Genomic DNA, 18360 nt, shown 5'->3' with positions numbered 1-18360 from the left:
AATTTCGCGTTTAAGGGCGTTTTTAAGCCTTCTGACGCGTTTTTATCCGTGCAAAGGTAGTTATTTTTTTGCGACCCACCAAACCTTTTAAGCTATTTTATGGGAAAAAATTTCGTTTTTATGGCACGATGTTTGCAAGAATTGTTGTATCTTTGCAAAAGACAATTATAATAGGTATAGTAACAATACAAATTAAATAATAGATGACGACACAATTTTCGCCCAAGCTTTCAGAAATACTGGCATTCTCACGCGAAGAGGCTGCCAGACTGGCTAGCCGTTCGGTTGGACCAGAGCACTTGCTGCTAGGCATTTTGCGCAGCAAGGAGGGTCCTGTGATCGACCTGTTCAACAGGTTGAACATGAACCTGCAGGCCGTGAAAACTGAGTTGGAAATGCGCGTAAGGGAAGATGAAATAGGCCAACCCATACAGACTACCGACTTGGTTCTGAACGAGAAAGCCAGCAATGTACTGCGACTGGCAGTACTCGAAGCACGCATACAGAGAGCACCCAAGATAGACGAACAGCACTTGCTCTTGGCAATACTGCACGATATCGCTAACAATGGTGCAAAACAAGTATTAGAAAAGAACGATATGACATACGACGATGCATTGGCCATACTGTTTGCTCCAAAGAATACCAATGTGAGCAATGGTATTGGTCTGCCCGACGAGGAAGAGGAGGAATTTGAAGATACTGGTACCAGAGGCCAGGAATCGAAAGGTGGCAATGGTTCTAGTACACAGGCCACACAGAAGAAGGCCAACTCGAAAACGCCCGTACTTGACAGCTTTGGCACCGACTTGACACAGGCTGCTGCCGAAGGTAAGCTGGATCCATGTGTGGGTCGTGAGCGCGAGATACAGCGCATTATCGAGATTTTAGGCCGACGCAAGAAGAATAACCCTATATTAATAGGTGAACCTGGCGTAGGTAAAAGTGCGATTGTGGAAGGCTTAGCCCAACTCATCGAACAGCATCATTGCAGTCCGATGCTGTTTGGCAAGCGTATCTACACACTTGATATGACTGGTATTGTGGCAGGCACCAAATATCGTGGACAGTTTGAGGAGCGTCTGAAAGCCCTGATGAAGGAACTGGAGAACAATCCTGATGTGATTGTGTTTATCGATGAGATACACACGATTATCGGTGCAGGTTCAACTCCCGGTTCGATGGACGCTGCCAACATCATGAAACCAGCCTTGGCACGTGGCACCATACAGTGCATTGGCGCTACCACTCTTGACGAGTATCGCGAGAGCATTGAGAAGGATGGCGCCTTGGAACGCAGATTCCAAAAAGTTCTGGTGGAGCCAACCAACAACGAGGAGACGCTACAGATCTTGCACAACATCAAGGATCGTTACGAGCAGCATCACCACGTGACATATACTGACGCAGCACTCGAAGCCTGTGTCAAATTGACAGACCGTTATATTACAGACCGCTTTATGCCAGATAAGGCGATAGATGCTCTGGATGAAACAGGTTCGAAGGTTCATCTTGGTAATGCTCATATTCCACCAGAAATCGTGGAGAAAGAAAAAGAGTTGGCTGAGGCTAAGGAGAAAAAGTCGAAAGCTGTCAAGAATCAGAATTATGAGTTGGCTGCCGGTTATCGCGACCGCGAAACTGTGCTGACCCAAGAACTGAAGGAACTGAATGAACGCTGGAGCAAAGGCGAAGGAGAAGAGCGCCAGGTGGTAGATGCCGATCAGGTGGCTGAAGTGGTATCTATGATGACAGGTGTACCTGCTCAGCGTATGGCAGAACAGGAAGGCATACGCCTGAAAGGTATGGCTGTAGAGCTCAAGAACAACGTGATAGCACAGGATGCTGCCATCGACAAGATGGTGAAAGCCATACAGCGCAACCGTGTAGGACTCAAAGAGCCCAACCACCCCATCGGCGTGTTTATGTTCCTTGGTCCAACCGGCGTAGGTAAAACCTATCTGGCTAAGAAGTTAGCCGAGTTTATGTTTGGCAGCAGCGATGCGCTGGTACGTATCGACATGAGCGAATATACAGAGAGTTTCAACACCTCGCGCCTGATTGGTGCGCCTCCAGGATACGTAGGCTATGGCGAGGGCGGACAGCTCACAGAGCGTGTGCGTCGTCACCCCTACTCGATTGTGCTGCTTGATGAGATTGAGAAAGCACACTCAAACGTGTTCAACCTGCTGCTTCAGGTGCTTGACGAGGGCCGCATGACTGATGGCAATGGCCGTCTGGTTGACTTCCGCAATACCGTGATTATTATGACCTCGAATGCAGGTACCCGCCAGTTGAAAGACTTTGGACGTGGTGTAGGTTTTGGTGCCTCTGCCAATACAGGTCTCATGAAGAGTGACAAGGATAAACAATATGCACGCGACATCGTACAGAAGGCCCTGTCGAAGCAATTCTCACCAGAGTTTCTGAATCGTCTGGACGAGATTATCACCTTCGACCAGTTGGATCTGGATGCCATCAAACGCATTATCGACGTTGAGCTGAAAGGTCTGTACAAGCGTGTAGAGCAGATTGGCTACCACATAGACCTGAGCGATGAAGCTAAAGAGTTTGTGGCCACTAAAGGTTATGATGTACAGTTTGGCGCCCGCCCACTGAAGCGTGCCATACAGAACTATCTGGAAGATGGCATCAGCGACCTGATAGTGAATGGCGACCTTGAACCCGGCGCCACCATCCATATAGAACTAAAAGAAAATGAGTTAGCATTCAGCTAACTCATTTTTTCTTTATAGTGTTTCACACTCTTTCAACCAGAGGGCACTCGAGGCATCACTCGGCATGCGCCAATCACCACGAGGCGACAAGCTCACGCTACCCACCTTGGGACCATCTGGCAAGCAAGAACGTTTGAACTGCTGATTAAAGAATCTGCGACAGAAGGTGGTGAGCCATTTCTTCACTGTCTCCTCATCATAAAGCGCAGCCTCATCATTGTTGGCTGTGCAGAAGGCACGCTTAGCCAACAGGAATATCTTTTTAGGACTGAAGCCGTAACGCAAGAAATAGTAGATGAAGAAATCATGCAACTCATAAGGTCCTACCAGATCTTCTGTCTTCTGCTTAATATTACCTTGTTCATCAGCAGGAATCAACTCTGGTGAAATCGGCGTATCAATGATATCCAACAGTGTCTCTGTTGCCATTTCATTAGCCACATAACGTACCAGATGACGAATGAGCGTCTTTGGAACGCCTGCATTCACACCATACATCGACATGTGGTCGCCATTATAGGTAGCCCAGCCTAATGCCAACTCCGACAAGTCGCCTGTTCCCACCACAATAGCATTTTCCTTATTAGCTACATCCATCAGAATCTGAGTGCGCTCACGAGCCTGAGAATTCTCATAGGTGATATCATGGACATCAGCATCGTGACTGATATCAGCAAAATGCTGGATAACAGCTTTGGCAATACTGATTTCGCGAATGGTCACGCCCAGTGTCTGCATCAGTTTGATGGCATTATTATAGGTACGATCGGTAGTACCAAAACCTGGCATAGTGATACCAATAATACCCTTACGATCGAGCCCCAGCTTATCGAAAGCCTTTACTGTTACAAGCAGTGCCAAGGTAGAGTCAAGACCACCACTGATGCCAATAACAGCCTTCTGACCATGAATATGATGCAAACGTTTTACCAACCCCATCACCTGAATACTCAGAATCTCTTCACACGACTCCTGCATATTCTCACTCTTGGGAATGAATGGATAGGGATCAACATTACGGAAAAGTTCAAAATCACGCTGACCAGTAGCCTTACAACTGATTACTCGCGCATGAGCCTCGCGCTGTGCATTGATAAAGGTGGTATTGGTGCGACGCTCTACATGCAGTGCCTGAATGTCAATCTGACACATCTTAAGTTGAGGCTCCAACGAGAATCTGCTACCCTCTTCGAGCAGGCGACCATTCTCGTAGATAATGGCATTGCCACCATAAACAACGTCCTGAGTAGATTCACCAAAACCACTGCTGGCATAGACATAACCACTGATCATACGGGCACTCTGCTGCGCCAAAAGAGACTTGAGATAGGCATGTTTGCCAATCAGTTCATCGCTGGCTGAAAGATTAAAAATGATATCAGCACCAGCCAGAGCCAGATTATTGCTTGGAGGTGTTGGAGCCCATACATCCTCACAAATCTCAATACCGAACTTCACACCATCAGTGGTAACAAAGACTTGTGGTTCTGACGATACATGAACAGGACTGCCTGCAAAATAAATGTCGGTAGGATTCAAATCCTGAGCCGAAGCAAACCAGCGCTTCTCATAGAACTCAGCGTAGTTGGGCAGATATACCTTGGGCACGATACCCAACAGTGCTCCACTCTGAATCACTGCAGCACAATTGTAAAGCAAGCCATTGACGATAACAGGCAAGCCAACAATAACAATCACATTAAACTTGCGGGTGAATTCGAGCAACTTCAGCACACCTTTTTCAGCATGGTCAAGCAGCAGCTGCTCCTTAAACAAGTCCTGACACGAATAGCCCGTGACACAAAGTTCTGGGAATACCATGACCTCCACGCCACGTTCTTCAGCCTGAGCGATAAGGCTCTCTATCTGCTGCACATTATAGTCCACATCAGCCACCTTGACTGTGGGCACTGCAGCAGCTACGTTTACAAAACCGTATTTCATATTTTTACTTTTTGTACGTCATTCTCAATCAGTGTGTAAAGAAGTGCAGGCTGTTCAAAGAAGTCGTTCTCGCGGAAGGCATGCAGTTTGTAGAACTTAACTGTATCTACACGTACCTGTGCATTGACAGGCGACTTGAGCAGATAATGCTTATCGCGTTTATAAGCCATCAGTTGCACGCAGCAATGCTCCAGATCATTCAAATCCTCACGACCGAACTCCTCAATAAACTCCTTGCAATTTGGCTCTATCTCACCCTCGGCTCTCAACTTCCATGCACTACCCTCGGCTGTCATCAACACATAGCGAAGATAATAATTGGAATCATTAACCAGATAAGTCTCAAAACGACTCTGTGAGAGCTCCTTCACATCCATGGGTACGAAAGCAAGGAATACACTCAACTTGTCGCCCCCTTTACGCTCTTCGGGCTTTGCCTTGAAAGTGATGGGACGATCGGCAGGCTCAATCTCTGGCTCTTCATCAGAGTCGTCAACAGCCTGACGAGCCTTAGCCTTCTGCTCTACCATACGGGTGGTTTCGTAGCTTTCATCACCAACAACCACTACCTCATTGATGAGCATAGGCATCTGAAAGCCATCCTCATCCTCTACAAGCACTATATTCTTTCCCTGAAATCCGGCAACCTTTCCACCGCCTACCTCACTCAGGAATCTTACTTTATCTCCAATCTTCATCTCTAAAAAAACAGTTAATTTCGGTGCAAATTTAAACAAAAAAGCCCGAACTACAAAATAGTTCGGACTCTTTTTAGCAATCAGCTACTATATTAGTCGAGACCAAAGAGAATCTTCAGTCCGCCATCAACACCCGAAAAGCCCATAAAGGCCAGACTGAGCAAACCAGCTGAAACCATAACGATAGCCATGCCCTGCATGCCCTTTGGAATCTTTACCAGCTCCAACTGCTCGCGCATACCGGCAAACACAGTGAGCGCCAAACCGAAACCAATGGCAGTAGAAAAAGCATAAACCACGCTCTGCAGCAGATTGAAATCCTTCTGGATAACCAGAATTGCTACTCCAAGTACCGCACAGTTGGTAGTGATAAGAGGCAGGAAGATGCCCAGTGCCTGATAGAGTGCAGGCGACACCTTCTTGAGAACAATCTCTACCATCTGAACCAATGAAGCGATGACTAGGATAAAGGCTATGGTTTGCAGATACTGCAAGCCAAAGGCATCAAGCACATATTTCTGCACAAGCCAGGTAACGATAGTGGCAAGGGTGAGCACAAAGGCCACAGCTGCCGACATACCTAACGATGTGTCTATCTTCTTGGATACACCCAGGAATGGGCAAATGCCTAGAAATTGTGACAACACGATGTTGTTCACAAAAATGGCGCTAATGAAAATCAGAATATATTCCATACTATTGAATATTGATCATTGAATATTGAACATTATGCCTTGCGCAACTTATTCACGATGGCTATGAGGAAGCCAAGAGTGATGAAAGCACCTGGAGGTAGCACAAAGAGCAGAATATTAAATGTCTCTGGCAGCAAGGTGATACCGAATATTGAACCTGCTCCCAGCAACTCACGACACATACCCAGCAGAGTAAGTCCAAGTGTGAAACCCAGACCAATACCTATACCATCAAAAAGAGATGCTACAGGCGAATTCTTGGCAGCGAAAGCCTCAGCACGCCCCAGAATGATACAGTTCACCACAATCAGTGGAATAAACAATCCCAACGATGCATCCACATCAGGCAGATAGGCCTTGATAAACATCTGAAGGATGGTTACAAAAGCAGCAATCACCACAATAAACACAGGAATACGTACTTTATCTGGGGTGATCGACTTGAGGCATGAGATGACCACATTAGTGCAAATCAGTACAGCCATTGTGGCAAGTCCCATTGACATACCATTCAGGGCCGAAGTGGTTGTGGCCAATGTAGGACACATACCAAGCATCAGGACAAACGTTGGGTTCTCCTTTACGATACCATTTTTTATAATCTGTAGTGCGTTCATATCTTACTCCTCCTTTTCTTGTTTTGTGGCGCCTGTCTCAGCATCAACAGGAGTTGCCTTATAAGCATTATATGCATTATTTACTGCCAGCAAGAAAGCACGGCTTGTAATAGTAGATGCGGTGATGGCATCAACCTTACCACCATCTTTCGATACTGTGAGAGGCTCAGCAGGTGTCTGACCAATTATATCGCCCTTGGCACCCTTCTGAAACCACTTATCAGCCTTAGCACCAAGTCCTGGTGTCTCTGCATGTTCCAACAGTGTGTAACCCAGAATCTTGCCATCGGCATCAAAGCCTACAAGCACCTTCAGGTCGCCACCAAAACCACCAGTGGTAGATTCAACAGCAGCACCAAGGTCATTGCCTTGAGCATCCTTTGTCTGATAAATAATATATGTAAGCTCCTTGCCCTTGGCATCAGCCTGCTTTACGGTATCTGTCTGTGACACTTGCAGATTATCTACACACATCACCGTTTTGATACCATCAGCCAGCGCTTTAGCTTTCTGATCGGCAATAGGTCCTTCAGTCAGGTGGTTGACGAAAGCCAGGATACCACCCATCACAACTGCTACTCCTGTGAGCACCAGCACCATATTCAGTAATGATGATTCGAGTTTCTTCATAATTTCAATTCTTCTTTTTTATATTTAAATTATTTCGAAACCTCCCCGAAACGTTTTGGTTTTACATAATTGTTGATAAGTGGCGTGAAGGCATTCATGATAAGAATGGCAAATGACATACCCTCAGGATAAGCACCCCAGTTGCGGATAACAACAGTAAGGAAGCCGATGGCCACACCATAAATAATCTGTCCCTTTGATGTCATAGGACTGGTTACATAGTCGGTAGCCATAAAGATGGCACCCAACATCAGTCCACCCGACAGAATAACCGAAACAGGATCAGCATAAACAGGATTAACCAGATGCATCAAACCTGCAAATACAAATACAGTCACGATGATACTTACAGGAATATGCCAGGTGATAATCTTCTTCCACAACATATAGGCCAAGCCAAGGAGCAGTGCCAAGGCACAAATTTCACCTAAAGCACCAGCGCCATCAGGATGACTGCCAAGGAAGAGGTCGAGAGATGAAGGAAGCTGATCGAGTACCGAAGCATCACCGTTCTTAATAGCTGTTTTCATGATCGACAGAGGGGTGGCACCAGTTTCGGCATCAAGATAACTACCAAGCTGACCTACCTTTGGCCAAGTGGTCATCTGTGCAGGAAATGCTACCAGCAAAGCAGCACGACCTACAAGTGCAGGATTAAAAAGATTATTGCCAAGACCTCCAAACGACATCTTAGCCACACCGATAGCAAACAAGGCACCGATGATGATAATCCATGCAGGCAGATTAGAAGGCAGATTGAATGCCAGCAGCAATCCGGTAAGAATGGCAGAACCATCCAGCACGGTATTGCGCTGCTGCTTCAGAATATATTTGCTAATGGCCCACTCAAAAAACAAGCAGGCAGCCACGCTAGTTGCAGTAACTACAACCGAGCCCAAGCCAAAGAAGTAGAACGAGACCAGCAGAGCAGGCATCAAAGCGATGATGACACCATACATATTGCGCTCAACAGTGTCAGTACCGTGGGCATGTGGCGATAATGAAACGATTAACTTACTCATTGAATATTGAACATTGAATATTGAACATTATTTCTTCGCAGCACGACTGCGGATGATTCCCATCACAGTGCTCTTGCCCAAGCGAATATTATCAAGCAGTGGACGATGAGCAGGACAGGTGAACTGACATGAGCCACACTCAATACAGCTTGTGATATCCTCACGCTCTGCACGCTCCCTGTTCTTGACATCTGAAAGCTTTGCCAACAGATAGGGTTCCAGTCCCATTGGACAAACACCCACACACTTGGCGCAACGAATGCAAGGCTGTGGCTCTTTACGACGAGCTTCATCATCCGAGATGATTGTTACAGAGTTGGTTCCCTTACAGATAGGCACCTCTACACTCGTCAGAGCCTTACCCATCATTGGTCCACCAGCCAAAAGTTTGTTGTCGCCTTCTGGCATACCACCGCAAGCATCAATCAGATCCTTCATAGGTGTACCCATACGTACCTGGAAATTACCAGGGTTAGCCAGTTTCTTTCCAGTAACGGTGGTATAACGTTCAAACAGAGGTTTGTGCTTCATCACAGCCTCATAAACAGCGAAGGCAGTACCTACATTCTGCACGATAGCACCTACGTTTACTGGGATGGCAGGAGGTGCAGGCACCTGGCGGTTAATAACAGCATCAACCAGCTGTTTCTCACCACCCTGAGGATAGCGCTGCTTCAAAGGCACCACTTCAACATTGAACTTTGAGCTTTGAGCTTTGAACTTTTGGTTACACTTCTCGGTGAGCAGTTTGATGGCAGCTGGTTTGTTGGTCTCGATACCGATATAACCCTTGGTTACCTTGGCGCCCATCATCAGGAGCTCAAGTCCTACAAGAATCTCGTCGGCATGCTCCATCATCAAACGGTAGTCGGCTGTGATATATGGCTCACACTCCACAGCGTTGATAATCACACACTCAGCCTTTGCTGTAGGTGGCGGTGTAAGTTTGATAAAGGTTGGGAAACAAGCGCCACCCATACCTACTACACCAGCATTCTTAATACGTTCTACAATCTCCTCAGGTGTGAGCTCAGGATGAGCCGAAACCTCCTCAAGCTTATTGCTACGGTCGATACTCTCTTCCCACTCATCACCCTCAACATTGATGATGATAACGGGTTTACGATAACCAGTGGCATCGATAGCAGTATCAATCTTGAATACGGTTCCACTTACAGATGAGAAGATAGGAGCAGATACAAATCCACCAGCTTCGGCAATCATTGTACCCACCTTTACCTTATCGCCCTTTTTGACTACAGGTTTTGCAGGAGCACCAATGTGCTGACTCAGTGGAAATATAGCCTGTTTAGGCAATTCTGCCACAATAGTTGGCACCTCATGGGTCAGTTTGTTCTCCTCGGGGTGAATACCACCTATACTAAATGTTCTAATTTTCATGCTTTTGCCTCCTCTTCTTTTTTAGATTCTTTGGGCTTAGGTTGAGGCGCAGGTGTTGGGAAATTAACATCTACAATTGCCTTCTTTGGACAAACCACCACACACTTACGGCACAAACGGCACTTGTTGTGGTCGATATAAGCCAAGTTGTTCTCTACGGTGATAGCACCAAATGGACATTCTTTCTCGCATTTGCCACAACCAATGCAACTTACTGCACAAGCCTTCATCGCAGCCGGACCTTTGTCCTTGTTCACACATGACACGTAAACACGACGGTTCTTTGGTCCTTTCTTACGGAGCTCAATGATGCCACGTGGACAAGCTTTAGCACAAGCACCACACGAGGTACACTTGTCGTCATCAACCTCGGGGATACCAGTCTCTGGGTTCATGTGGATAGCGTCAAACTGACAAGCAGCCACACAATCACCACATCCCAGGCAACCGAATCCACAAGCAGTCTCACCAGCACCACAAGCGTGCATGGCAGCACAGGTTCTCAGTCCTGCATACTCTGCAATTTTGGCACGATGCTCGCATGTACCATTACATCTAACAACGGCTACCATCGGCTCTGAATTAGCGATGGCCATTCCAAGCAAGTCGGCTACCTTTCCCATGGTTTCAGCACCACCTACAGGACACATCAGTCCGTCAAGGCTTCCAGCGTCGGCACCCTTTACGAGTGCGTCAGCCATACCACTACAACCAGGGAATCCACATCCACCACAGTTGGCACCAGGCAGCAGTTCGCCCACCTGTGCGATACGTGGATCCTCATAGACAGCGAACTTCTTGGAGGCTGCAAAAAGTACGATAGCAGCTATCAGACCGATAGCTCCAAGTACCAATACTGCAATCAAGATGAAATTCATAATCTATTTGTTTTAGTTACTAATTTATTAATCTAATTGGAATGATATCTGCTTCTGGATACGGTCTTTCATCACCCAGAGAGCCAGATAATATGGCACTAACGACGCTAAAGCAGCCAGAGCTGCAAGCCCTTCGTCGTCCAGCAGTCGCAAAGCCATCAGAAGTACACATATTAATAATAAGAAAGGGGCGCCAAATCCCAACAGGAGTGCGCGGTTGGCCACATCCTTCGATGCCCACACAACAACCTCCTGCCCCACCTGATAGTGGGCAGTCTCGGGGGTGAACACATCAACAATCTTCACCTTCGACTCAGCAGCATTGCAATGCGAAGCCACTTTGCAGGCTGCACAAGCCGAGGTCTGAATAATTTGCACTTTGACGCAATTATCCTCGATACTTTTAATGATTCCCGAATGTGATATCTTATTACTCATCGATTTGCTAAGTAGACTTTACATTTTGCAAAGGTACGACAATCTGACGAATAAAACAAGCTAAATAGCATATTTTTCACAAAAATAATCGTAATCGTTTGCAATTACAAAGTTTTTTTTATACTTTTGCCGAGGAAAAATAATAAGAATAAGATGAAAGCAACCGAATTGACTCTACAGCAGATAGAGCGAGCTATCCGAAAAATAGCCGACAAGTTTCCTCATAATGAGGAGGCAAACGTAATGACCGATATCCACTTCCGTGTAACTCAGGATACCGGCGAGCTGATGGCGTTCGACGATAACGACGAAGAGATTAATCGTTGCATCATCGAAGAATGGATTGGAGACACTTCTGATAATTTCTTTGAGGAGATACCATCCGTATTTCGCAAGTGTCTTGATAAGATGAAGAATACCATTGAGAACATGTCAATCCTCAAGCCTTTCTCCTTTGTCCTTGAGAACGAAGAAAAGGAGTCGATTGCTGAATTGTATCTGGTTGACGATGAGACCGTGATTATCGACCCAGATTTGATGCAAGGCTTGGGCGAAGACCTGGATGCCTTCTTCGAAGAACTGATGAAGAAGGATTAATCTAACTCCTCACTTTTTTGCAACAGGAAATTACGCGAGGCATCGAGCGTAAACACTTCTTCTGTGCGTGCCTTGTGCTTCTCCTTTGAATAATCCATCAGATGTATTTCATAATCACTGGTGATTGAGAAGTACTGGATGATTTCTTCTGAGTTGAAATCATAATAATCCTCCTCTTCGTCGATGGCATACAGGCAGATCTTGTCAACAGGCAGATAATCATTGTCTAATGAGTAGAGCCACAGCGAATACCTTACCTCCACATCACCATCCTCATTCTCCTCTTCCATCTCATCAGCAGCCAGCAACATGAGTCTGGCACCTAATGATTCGGGGAGAGAGATCGCTTTCTGTTTGTTGTTTCCTTCCAGTTCCAAGGCCTTAGCAATATCCTGAGGCACTGGTTTGAAATCGGGCAGATATCTCACCAACTCATCAGTATAACTGATAGGGAGCGGCATAATATCAAGACTATCAAAAAACTGCTTGAGCGGATTATCCGCATGCTCAAGATTGATGCCTTGGGCAGCCAGGCGTTCTGCCACCTCTATTTTCTTGATGCTATCCAGTTTCTGCTGCATCTCTTGGGCACTCATGCTTCTGCCCCCACAACTGCAGAGCAAAAGCATGAGTCCGAATGCAACAAAGAAACAATACGTCTTCATAATTTCACTTTCTTAGACGCAGGCTTACTTTCATTCTGAATACGATTCAGGGCTGTTACTACATAGGTAAACTTTTCACGTCCTTCATCGTAAGGCAATTTATAGAAGAACTGATCTGTGATAGTCACAATCTTCGATGCATCATTCAAGTTCACTTTCTCTCCTTTAGCAAAGCGATAAACCACAAACTTCTCTGCTTGCATATCCCAGTTTTTACCTTTGGGTGCAGTCCAGAAAAGTATATATCCATCTTCGGTCCATACTGGCGCCAGCTTCTTTACCTTCTTAGGAGCCTTATCGCTGATAAAGGGCATCTCGGGCTGCAAGGCAGGATGCTTCCAATACACCTCGCGCAGCGATGTGCCGTAATTGCCCACATTATCCACTGCAGCCTTGGCATACCATAATACGGTACCCTTAACAGCAGGATTCTGACGATGCAGATTCATCTTAGCACTCAACTGATGGATGTTAGGATTCTGCAAATCGGCATGTTTCACAGTGCGCTCCACATCCTCACCGATAACCAATGGACGATTAGCTGCATGCTGATTCCACCACTTAATAAGTGTGGCATAGTCGGCAGCCTTATTACCAATCTCCCAATAGAGCTGAGGCACACAGTAATCCAACCAACCATTGTTAACCCACAGCAGGATGTCGGCATAGAGATCATCGTAGTTCTGTGTACCATTGGTATTACTGCCTACTGGAGAAGATTTCTTATTACGATAGATACCAAAAGGCGATATACCAACCTTCACCCATGGTTTTACGCTATGAATAGTATTATAGAACTGCTCAATAAACAGATTCACATTATAGCGTCGCCAATCATTCTGATCCTTGATGCCATTAGAGTGGTCGTGAAACAGCTCATCATCAGGAATACTCAATCCCTTTACAGGATAAGGATAGAAATAGTCGTCCATGTGAATTCCATCCACATCATAACGGCTCACAATATCCTTAGCCACCTCACAGATATAGTTGCGATTCTCCTGAATACCAGGATTCAGGATAAACAGATCATCGTAGGCAAAGCAGTTAGAAGGCTTGCGGATAGCTACATGATTCTTGGCCAGTACATGCGTTGTCTTGGTTTTTGCACGGAAAGGATTGATCCATGCATGCAGCTCCATGTCGCGCTTATGACACTCGTCAATCATCCACTGCAATGGGTCCCAATAAGGACTGGGAGCCTTACCTTGAGTGCCAGTCAGGAATCGGCTCCAGGGTTCAATCTTACTCTCATAGAGGGCATCGCATTCAGGACGAACCTGGAAGATGATCACATTCACACCATCCTTCTTGAGTTCATCAAGTTGATAGGTCAGTGTTTGCTGCATCTTCACTGTACCAAGATTCTGGAACTGTCCGTTCACACACTGAATCCAAGCGCCACGCATTTCACGCTTCTGTGCACTAGTGGCCACAACAGCCACAAGCGCAATGGCCATCATTAATAGCTTCTTCTTCATATTTCAGTTTATTCTTTCTTGCTTCTTCGAGTGATACTATCTGTTCCTGCTCATGCTGATAAGCCTCACGCAGGGAATCATATTTTACGTCGAGCTCATGCTCAACCAGCTGTTTATCATTCAGTAGTTTCTGGGCCATCAGCGCATTCTGCGAGGCATCTTTCATCCAAACCACAGGACCACCATAAACAGGGGCTATCTTCAAAGCCACATGCAACTCACTGGTGGTAGCACCGCCAATCATAATAGGAATGTCAAGACCAGCTTCCTTCAAAGCTTCGGCCACGTTTACCATTTCCTCCAGACTAGGCGTAATCAGTCCGCTCAATCCAACCATATCCACATGCTCTTCCTGAGCCTTACGCACTATCTGGTCGGCAGGCACCATCACACCCATGTCTATCACTTCATAGCCATTGCAGGCCATCACCACGCTCACGATGTTCTTACCGATATCATGCACATCACCTTTCACAGTAGCCAATAGTACCTTTCCTGCCGACGTGGTGCTTTCGGTCTTTTCAGCTTCGATATAAGGCTGCAGGATATCTACTGCCTGCTTCATCGTACGTGCTGTTTTCACCACCTGAGGCAAGAACATCTTACCTTCGCCAAACAGTGTGCCGACAGTATTCATGCCAGCCATCAGTGGGCCCTCAATGATATCTACAGCATGTGGAAACTTTGTCAACGCCTCTTTCAAGTCGTCTTCCAGAAATGTACCATCGCCCTTAATCAATGCTTGAGCCAGACGCTCTTCCACAGATGTAAGGGCTCTATCTTGAAAAGGGGTGGTATCGCTGCTTGCGCCTCCTTGTTCTTTCTTGGCCAACTCTTCCTCGAGTATCTTACCAGCCAACTCAATGAGCACCTCAGAAGCACCTTTCTTTCTATTGAGAACCACATCCTCAATCACCTCAAGTTGATCCTGAGGAATATCAGCATAAGTAACTTTGGTAGAAGGATTTACGATTCCGAAATCCATTCCTACTTTAATGGCGTGATAGAGGAACACAGCATGCATAGCCTCGCGGATATAGTTATTACCACGAAACGAGAAACTGAGATTGCTCACACCACCACTCACATGAGCACCAGGCAGATTTTCCTTAATCCACTCCGTAGCACGAATAAAGTCAACGGCATAGTTATCATGTTCTTCCATACCAGTGGCAATAGCCAGAATATTGGGATCGAAGATGATGTCATGTGGATTCATGCCCACCTGTTCTGTCAGTATCTTATAGGCTCTTCCAGCAATCTCTATGCGACGCTCATAGGTAGTGGCCTGCCCTACTTCATCAAAGCACATCACCACCACAGCAGCACCATATCTCATCACATCCTGTGCATGCTCAATAAACTTCTGCTCGCCTTCTTTCAGCGAGATAGAGTTCACAATACTTTTACCTTGTACACACTTCAGTCCGGCTCTGATAACCTCCCAGTTACTTGAGTCAATCATCACTGGCACTTTAGCTATGTCAGGTTCGGCTGCTATCATATTCAGGAATGTTGTCATCTCCTGCTTGGCATCCAGCAAGCCGTCGTCCATATTGATATCGATGACCAGTGCTCCATCCACCACCTGTTTACGGGCAATAGAGATGGCCTCGTTATATTTTTTTTCCTTAATGAGACGCAGGAACTTGCGTGATCCTGCCACATTACAGCGCTCACCCACATTAGTAAAGGTATTCTCTAAAGGAGCAAGCAACTCCAGCCCCGACAACCATAGTCCATCTGGTTTTGCTGCTGGCACATGCGGCTTTTTACCTACCACCAGTGGCTGATACAACCTGATAAACTCATCGGTAGTACCACAGCAACCTCCAATGATATTCACGATACCCTCATCCACCAGTTCACCCATTTTAGGTGCCATACTCTCGGCAGTCTCATCATACAATCCGAGTGCATTTGGCAATCCTGCATTAGGATGGCAACTGATGTAATAAGGTGCTTTTTGTGCCAGTTCGCGGATGAAAGGTTTCATCTGCGTAGCACCAAACGAGCAGTTCAAGCCAATAGAGAATACGGGATAAGTGCTCACGCTAGCCAGGAAGGCTTCGAGTGTTTGTCCCGAAAGTGTTCGCCCAGCCAAGTCGCTCACTGTCACTGATACCATGATGGGCAGTTCTACATGTCGTGCATCCATGGCACGCATACAAGCATCGATAGCACATTTGGCATTCAGTGAGTCGAAGATGGTTTCTATCAGAAAGATGTCAGCCCCACCTTCAATCAGTCCGTCAGCCTGCTCCATATAAGCATTCAACAGTTCGTCGTACGTGATATCACGACGAGCAGGATCGCTCACATCAGGCGACATAGAGAGGGTTTTATTTGTAGGTCCGATTGAACCTGCCACAAATCGCGGTTTATCAGCAGTCGAGAATTTGTCTGCTTCTGTTCTAGCCAGCAGTGCTCCTACACGCGCCATTTCCCAAGCTTTATCCTGCAGATTATAATCTGCCTGGGAAATGCGTTGACTACTAAAGGTATTGGTAGAGATAATGTCGGCACCAGCATCGAGATACTTTCGGTGAATCTCGCTCACCACCTCTGGGCGTGTCAGGTTCAGTTCGTCACTGTTACCCACCTTACCCATTACAGCACCAATCATTGTTCCCATAGCTCCGTCGAGAATGAGAACTCTCTCTTTGATGATCTTGTTTAGTTCTTTATTCATAATGATTAGGTAAGCGCTATTTCCAAACTTTCATCGCGCGATCCATTTCGCGTCGATCTTCTTTTTCTTTCAGCGTTTGCCGCTTGTCGAATTCTTTCTTACCCTTACACAGTGCTACGTCAACTTTGGCACGACCTTTATCGTCGATAAACACCAGCGTAGGTACGATAGTGAAACCTGTTTGTTTGGTTGCACTCTCCAGGGCACGTATTTCTTTTTTTGTCAGCAATAATTTCCTGTCGCGCTTAGCTTCATGATTATTATATGAACCATAGAAGTAAGGACTCACATTCATCCCCTTCACCCACAGCTCACCGTTCAGCACCACGCAGTAGGTATCCACCAAGCTGGCTTTTCCCAGTCGGATACTCTTAATCTCCGTACCAGTAAGCACGATGCCTGCAGTATAGGTCTCAACAAAAAAGTACTCAAACGAGGCTTTCTTGTTGCGAATCTGCACAGGACTCTTCTTGCGTAACAGTTCTTCTGTTTTATTCATTATTTGATAGTTGCAAAATTCTCCAGATGGTCATCCACGTAATGTGCGATATCCTCTGTCCATTCTTCTTCGTTCTCGATAAAGATATCATCCAGATTTTCGAACTCAGGATACTGTTCGAACATAGCCATGAAATCTTCATCACTCTTCTCAGTCTCTATCTCATCGCGATATTTCAGCCACAAGGTGTGTGCATCATATATCAGCTTTGATGGAGCACGCATATCCCATTGACGCAGGGCTTTGGCCAGGGGATTCTTAAAGATGAATGGTCCGTAGCCATTGTAAATCAGCTGTACAAATCCTCCGTCCATCACCTCTTCATGCAGTATATTCCACGCCAGCAGTGTTATCTGGTCGGCATTCAGTTGGGCCATGCTCTCAGCAGTCAGTTCACCACCGATAGCATCATAGATAGCCTTCACAAACACATTCAGGAATTCGTCCATTCCTTCGAGTGCAGCTTGCTGCAAATCCTCGTCCTTTACAATTACCTCCACCATAGTTCAATCATTTATGTCATACACACCTGTTGGTGTTTTGCGTTTAAGCACTTCAAGTTCCAAGTCTTTTCCTGGAATGACACCATGTGAACGCAGGATTGTCTCCACCGTCTTGCGTGCCAGTTCAGGATGATTATTCTCCTCGCTCAGGTGGCACAGCCATACGTGCTTCAGTCCCTCGCTCATATTCTCAACCAGGGCTTCGCCACACGACACATTCGACAGATGTCCACTTTCACTCAATATGCGCTGCTGCAAATATACAGGATACGGACCATTCTTCAGCATCTCTACATCATGATTGGCCTCAATCACCAGATAGTTGGCATGATTGATGGCCTGCTTGATGTCGTCGGTGATACTACCCACATCAGTGAGCACCACGAATACGATGCCTTCAACCTCCAGTTCATAACCCACATTCTCGCTGGCGTCATGAGGCACAGCAAACGGACGAACCTTGAAGTCGCCCAACTGCACTTGTTCACCAATAGTCAGTATGTGCTTATGCTCTTGCGAAACTTTCTTTGCCACACAATAATTCGCATCTATGCCTTCGTGTACTTTACGAGTGGCATAGACAGGCAGATTGCAGTCATGGCTCAAGGAGCCCACACTTTTTATGTGGTCAGCATGATCGTGGGTAATCAGGATACGCTTCACGGAATTAAGCTGAATACCATACTCTCTACAATATTTTTTTAGTGTGCGTATTCCTATTCCAATATCTATAATCAACCCGTCGGTCGCTGTGCCCAGATAATAGCAATTACCGCTGCTACCGCTTCCAAACGATATAAATCTCAACATCTCAAAATATAATTTTCGTGCAAAGGTACTAAAATAATATGAAAAGCCACTT

Annotated in this window: 17 protein-coding genes; 2 read left to right on the top strand and 15 right to left on the bottom strand. The window is 46.1% G+C overall.

Translation table 11 applies throughout. The annotated features are described in order from the left end of the window. Nucleotides 1-203: 203 nt before the first annotated feature. Nucleotides 204-2738: an ATP-dependent Clp protease ATP-binding subunit gene (locus T360_RS0111810; protein ID WP_028912967.1), complete on the top strand. Its 2535-nt coding sequence runs from the start codon at nucleotides 204-206 to the stop codon at nucleotides 2736-2738. A gap of 12 nt (nucleotides 2739-2750) precedes the next feature. Here the strand turns inward: T360_RS0111810 and T360_RS0111805 are convergent, their stop codons facing one another. From T360_RS0111805 to T360_RS0111765, 9 genes are all read right to left on the bottom strand, one after another. Further along, a complete protein-coding gene (locus T360_RS0111805; protein WP_028912966.1) occupies nucleotides 2751-4682 on the bottom strand; it encodes an NAD(+) synthase in 1932 nt (643 codons plus the stop codon). Next, entirely contained in the window at nucleotides 4679-5380 is a 702-nt protein-coding gene (locus tag T360_RS15305) for a DUF2027 domain-containing protein (protein ID WP_051523550.1), read from the bottom strand. Before T360_RS15305 ends, T360_RS0111805 begins: the two co-directional genes overlap by 4 nt. A 92-nt stretch (nucleotides 5381-5472) precedes the next feature. Then, a complete protein-coding gene (gene rsxA, locus T360_RS0111795) occupies nucleotides 5473-6075 on the bottom strand; it encodes an electron transport complex subunit RsxA (protein WP_028912965.1) in 603 nt (200 codons plus the stop codon). Nucleotides 6076-6107: 32 nt separating this feature from the next. Further along, nucleotides 6108-6692 (bottom strand): electron transport complex subunit RsxE, encoded by a 585-nt coding sequence (gene rsxE / locus T360_RS0111790; RefSeq protein ID WP_028912964.1) that lies wholly within the window; start codon nucleotides 6690-6692, stop codon nucleotides 6108-6110. A 3-nt stretch (nucleotides 6693-6695) separates the two neighbouring features. Further along, nucleotides 6696-7322, bottom strand: a complete 627-nt coding sequence (locus tag T360_RS0111785) for an RnfABCDGE type electron transport complex subunit G (RefSeq protein ID WP_028912963.1) — start codon at nucleotides 7320-7322, stop codon at nucleotides 6696-6698. A gap of 29 nt (nucleotides 7323-7351) precedes the next feature. Further along, nucleotides 7352-8344 carry an RnfABCDGE type electron transport complex subunit D gene (locus T360_RS0111780; protein ID WP_028912962.1) on the bottom strand — a complete coding sequence of 331 codons (993 nt, stop codon included), beginning with the start codon at nucleotides 8342-8344 and terminating at the stop codon, nucleotides 7352-7354. A gap of 27 nt (nucleotides 8345-8371) precedes the next feature. Next, entirely contained in the window at nucleotides 8372-9745 is a 1374-nt protein-coding gene (gene rsxC / locus T360_RS0111775; protein WP_036929527.1) for an electron transport complex subunit RsxC, read from the bottom strand. Further along, a complete protein-coding gene (locus T360_RS0111770) occupies nucleotides 9742-10623 on the bottom strand; it encodes a Fe-S cluster domain-containing protein (protein ID WP_028912960.1) in 882 nt (293 codons plus the stop codon). Before T360_RS0111770 ends, rsxC begins: the two co-directional genes overlap by 4 nt. Nucleotides 10624-10650: 27 nt before the next feature. Beyond that, the gene (locus T360_RS0111765; protein WP_028912959.1) at nucleotides 10651-11061 is read right to left on the bottom strand and encodes a SoxR reducing system RseC family protein; all 411 of its coding nucleotides are present in this window, start codon (nucleotides 11059-11061) and stop codon (nucleotides 10651-10653) included. Between the two features lie 153 nt (nucleotides 11062-11214). On the opposite strand from T360_RS0111765, the gene T360_RS0111760 reads away from it, so the two are divergent. Beyond that, a complete protein-coding gene (locus T360_RS0111760) occupies nucleotides 11215-11658 on the top strand; it encodes a hypothetical protein (RefSeq protein ID WP_028912958.1) in 444 nt (147 codons plus the stop codon). On the opposite strand, the gene T360_RS0111755 is transcribed toward T360_RS0111760, so the two are convergent. The 6 genes from T360_RS0111755 to T360_RS0111730 are packed head-to-tail and all read right to left on the bottom strand — an operon-like array spanning nucleotide 11655 to nucleotide 18308. Beyond that, a complete protein-coding gene (locus T360_RS0111755; protein ID WP_155949527.1) occupies nucleotides 11655-12323 on the bottom strand; it encodes a hypothetical protein in 669 nt (222 codons plus the stop codon). The genes T360_RS0111760 and T360_RS0111755 overlap by 4 nt on opposite strands. After that, nucleotides 12320-13804: a glycoside hydrolase family 10 protein gene (locus tag T360_RS0111750; protein WP_028912956.1), complete on the bottom strand. Its 1485-nt coding sequence runs from the start codon at nucleotides 13802-13804 to the stop codon at nucleotides 12320-12322. The genes T360_RS0111755 and T360_RS0111750 overlap by 4 nt, the downstream gene beginning before the upstream one ends. Beyond that, on the bottom strand, nucleotides 13749-16496 hold the full coding sequence (metH, locus tag T360_RS15300; protein ID WP_051523549.1) for a methionine synthase: 2748 nt from the start codon (nucleotides 16494-16496) through the stop codon (nucleotides 13749-13751). Before metH ends, T360_RS0111750 begins: the two co-directional genes overlap by 56 nt. A gap of 16 nt (nucleotides 16497-16512) precedes the next feature. Then, the gene (gene smpB, locus T360_RS0111740; RefSeq protein ID WP_028912955.1) at nucleotides 16513-16995 is read right to left on the bottom strand and encodes an SsrA-binding protein SmpB; all 483 of its coding nucleotides are present in this window, start codon (nucleotides 16993-16995) and stop codon (nucleotides 16513-16515) included. Beyond that, entirely contained in the window at nucleotides 16995-17498 is a 504-nt protein-coding gene (locus T360_RS0111735; protein ID WP_028912954.1) for a DMP19 family protein, read from the bottom strand. The genes smpB and T360_RS0111735 overlap by 1 nt, the downstream gene beginning before the upstream one ends. Before the next feature lie 3 nt (nucleotides 17499-17501). Next, nucleotides 17502-18308 (bottom strand): MBL fold metallo-hydrolase, encoded by an 807-nt coding sequence (locus T360_RS0111730; RefSeq protein ID WP_028912953.1) that lies wholly within the window; start codon nucleotides 18306-18308, stop codon nucleotides 17502-17504. Between the last annotated feature and the right edge of the window lie 52 nt (nucleotides 18309-18360).

Source organism: Prevotella sp. MA2016 (assembly GCF_000619825.1).
Lineage (GTDB): Bacteria > Bacteroidota > Bacteroidia > Bacteroidales > Bacteroidaceae > Prevotella.
Note: the sequence above shows the minus strand (reverse complement) of the source record. Positions and strands in the feature narration are given on the sequence as shown.

Excerpts from the sequence above, each read along its gene's own strand:
- T360_RS0111785 (WP_028912963.1), bottom strand. The coding sequence starts at position 7,322 with ATGAAGAAACTCGAATCATCATTACTGAATATGGTGCTGGTGCTCACA.
- T360_RS0111750 (WP_028912956.1), bottom strand. The coding sequence starts at position 13,804 with ATGAAGAAGAAGCTATTAATGATGGCCATTGCGCTTGTGGCTGTTGTG.
- smpB (WP_028912955.1), bottom strand. The coding sequence starts at position 16,995 with ATGAATAAAACAGAAGAACTGTTACGCAAGAAGAGTCCTGTGCAGATT.
- rsxC (WP_036929527.1), bottom strand. The coding sequence starts at position 9,745 with ATGAAAATTAGAACATTTAGTATAGGTGGTATTCACCCCGAGGAGAAC.
- metH (WP_051523549.1), bottom strand. The coding sequence starts at position 16,496 with ATGAATAAAGAACTAAACAAGATCATCAAAGAGAGAGTTCTCATTCTC.
- T360_RS0111760 (WP_028912958.1), top strand. The coding sequence starts at position 11,215 with ATGAAAGCAACCGAATTGACTCTACAGCAGATAGAGCGAGCTATCCGA.
- rsxA (WP_028912965.1), bottom strand. The coding sequence starts at position 6,075 with ATGGAATATATTCTGATTTTCATTAGCGCCATTTTTGTGAACAACATC.
- T360_RS0111755 (WP_155949527.1), bottom strand. The coding sequence starts at position 12,323 with ATGAAGACGTATTGTTTCTTTGTTGCATTCGGACTCATGCTTTTGCTC.
- T360_RS0111735 (WP_028912954.1), bottom strand. The coding sequence starts at position 17,498 with ATGGTGGAGGTAATTGTAAAGGACGAGGATTTGCAGCAAGCTGCACTC.
- T360_RS0111780 (WP_028912962.1), bottom strand. The coding sequence starts at position 8,344 with ATGAGTAAGTTAATCGTTTCATTATCGCCACATGCCCACGGTACTGAC.
- rsxE (WP_028912964.1), bottom strand. The coding sequence starts at position 6,692 with ATGAACGCACTACAGATTATAAAAAATGGTATCGTAAAGGAGAACCCA.
- T360_RS0111770 (WP_028912960.1), bottom strand. The coding sequence starts at position 10,623 with ATGAATTTCATCTTGATTGCAGTATTGGTACTTGGAGCTATCGGTCTG.
- T360_RS15305 (WP_051523550.1), bottom strand. The coding sequence starts at position 5,380 with ATGAAGATTGGAGATAAAGTAAGATTCCTGAGTGAGGTAGGCGGTGGA.
- T360_RS0111730 (WP_028912953.1), bottom strand. The coding sequence starts at position 18,308 with ATGTTGAGATTTATATCGTTTGGAAGCGGTAGCAGCGGTAATTGCTAT.
- T360_RS0111810 (WP_028912967.1), top strand. The coding sequence starts at position 204 with ATGACGACACAATTTTCGCCCAAGCTTTCAGAAATACTGGCATTCTCA.
- T360_RS0111765 (WP_028912959.1), bottom strand. The coding sequence starts at position 11,061 with ATGAGTAATAAGATATCACATTCGGGAATCATTAAAAGTATCGAGGAT.
- T360_RS0111805 (WP_028912966.1), bottom strand. The coding sequence starts at position 4,682 with ATGAAATACGGTTTTGTAAACGTAGCTGCTGCAGTGCCCACAGTCAAG.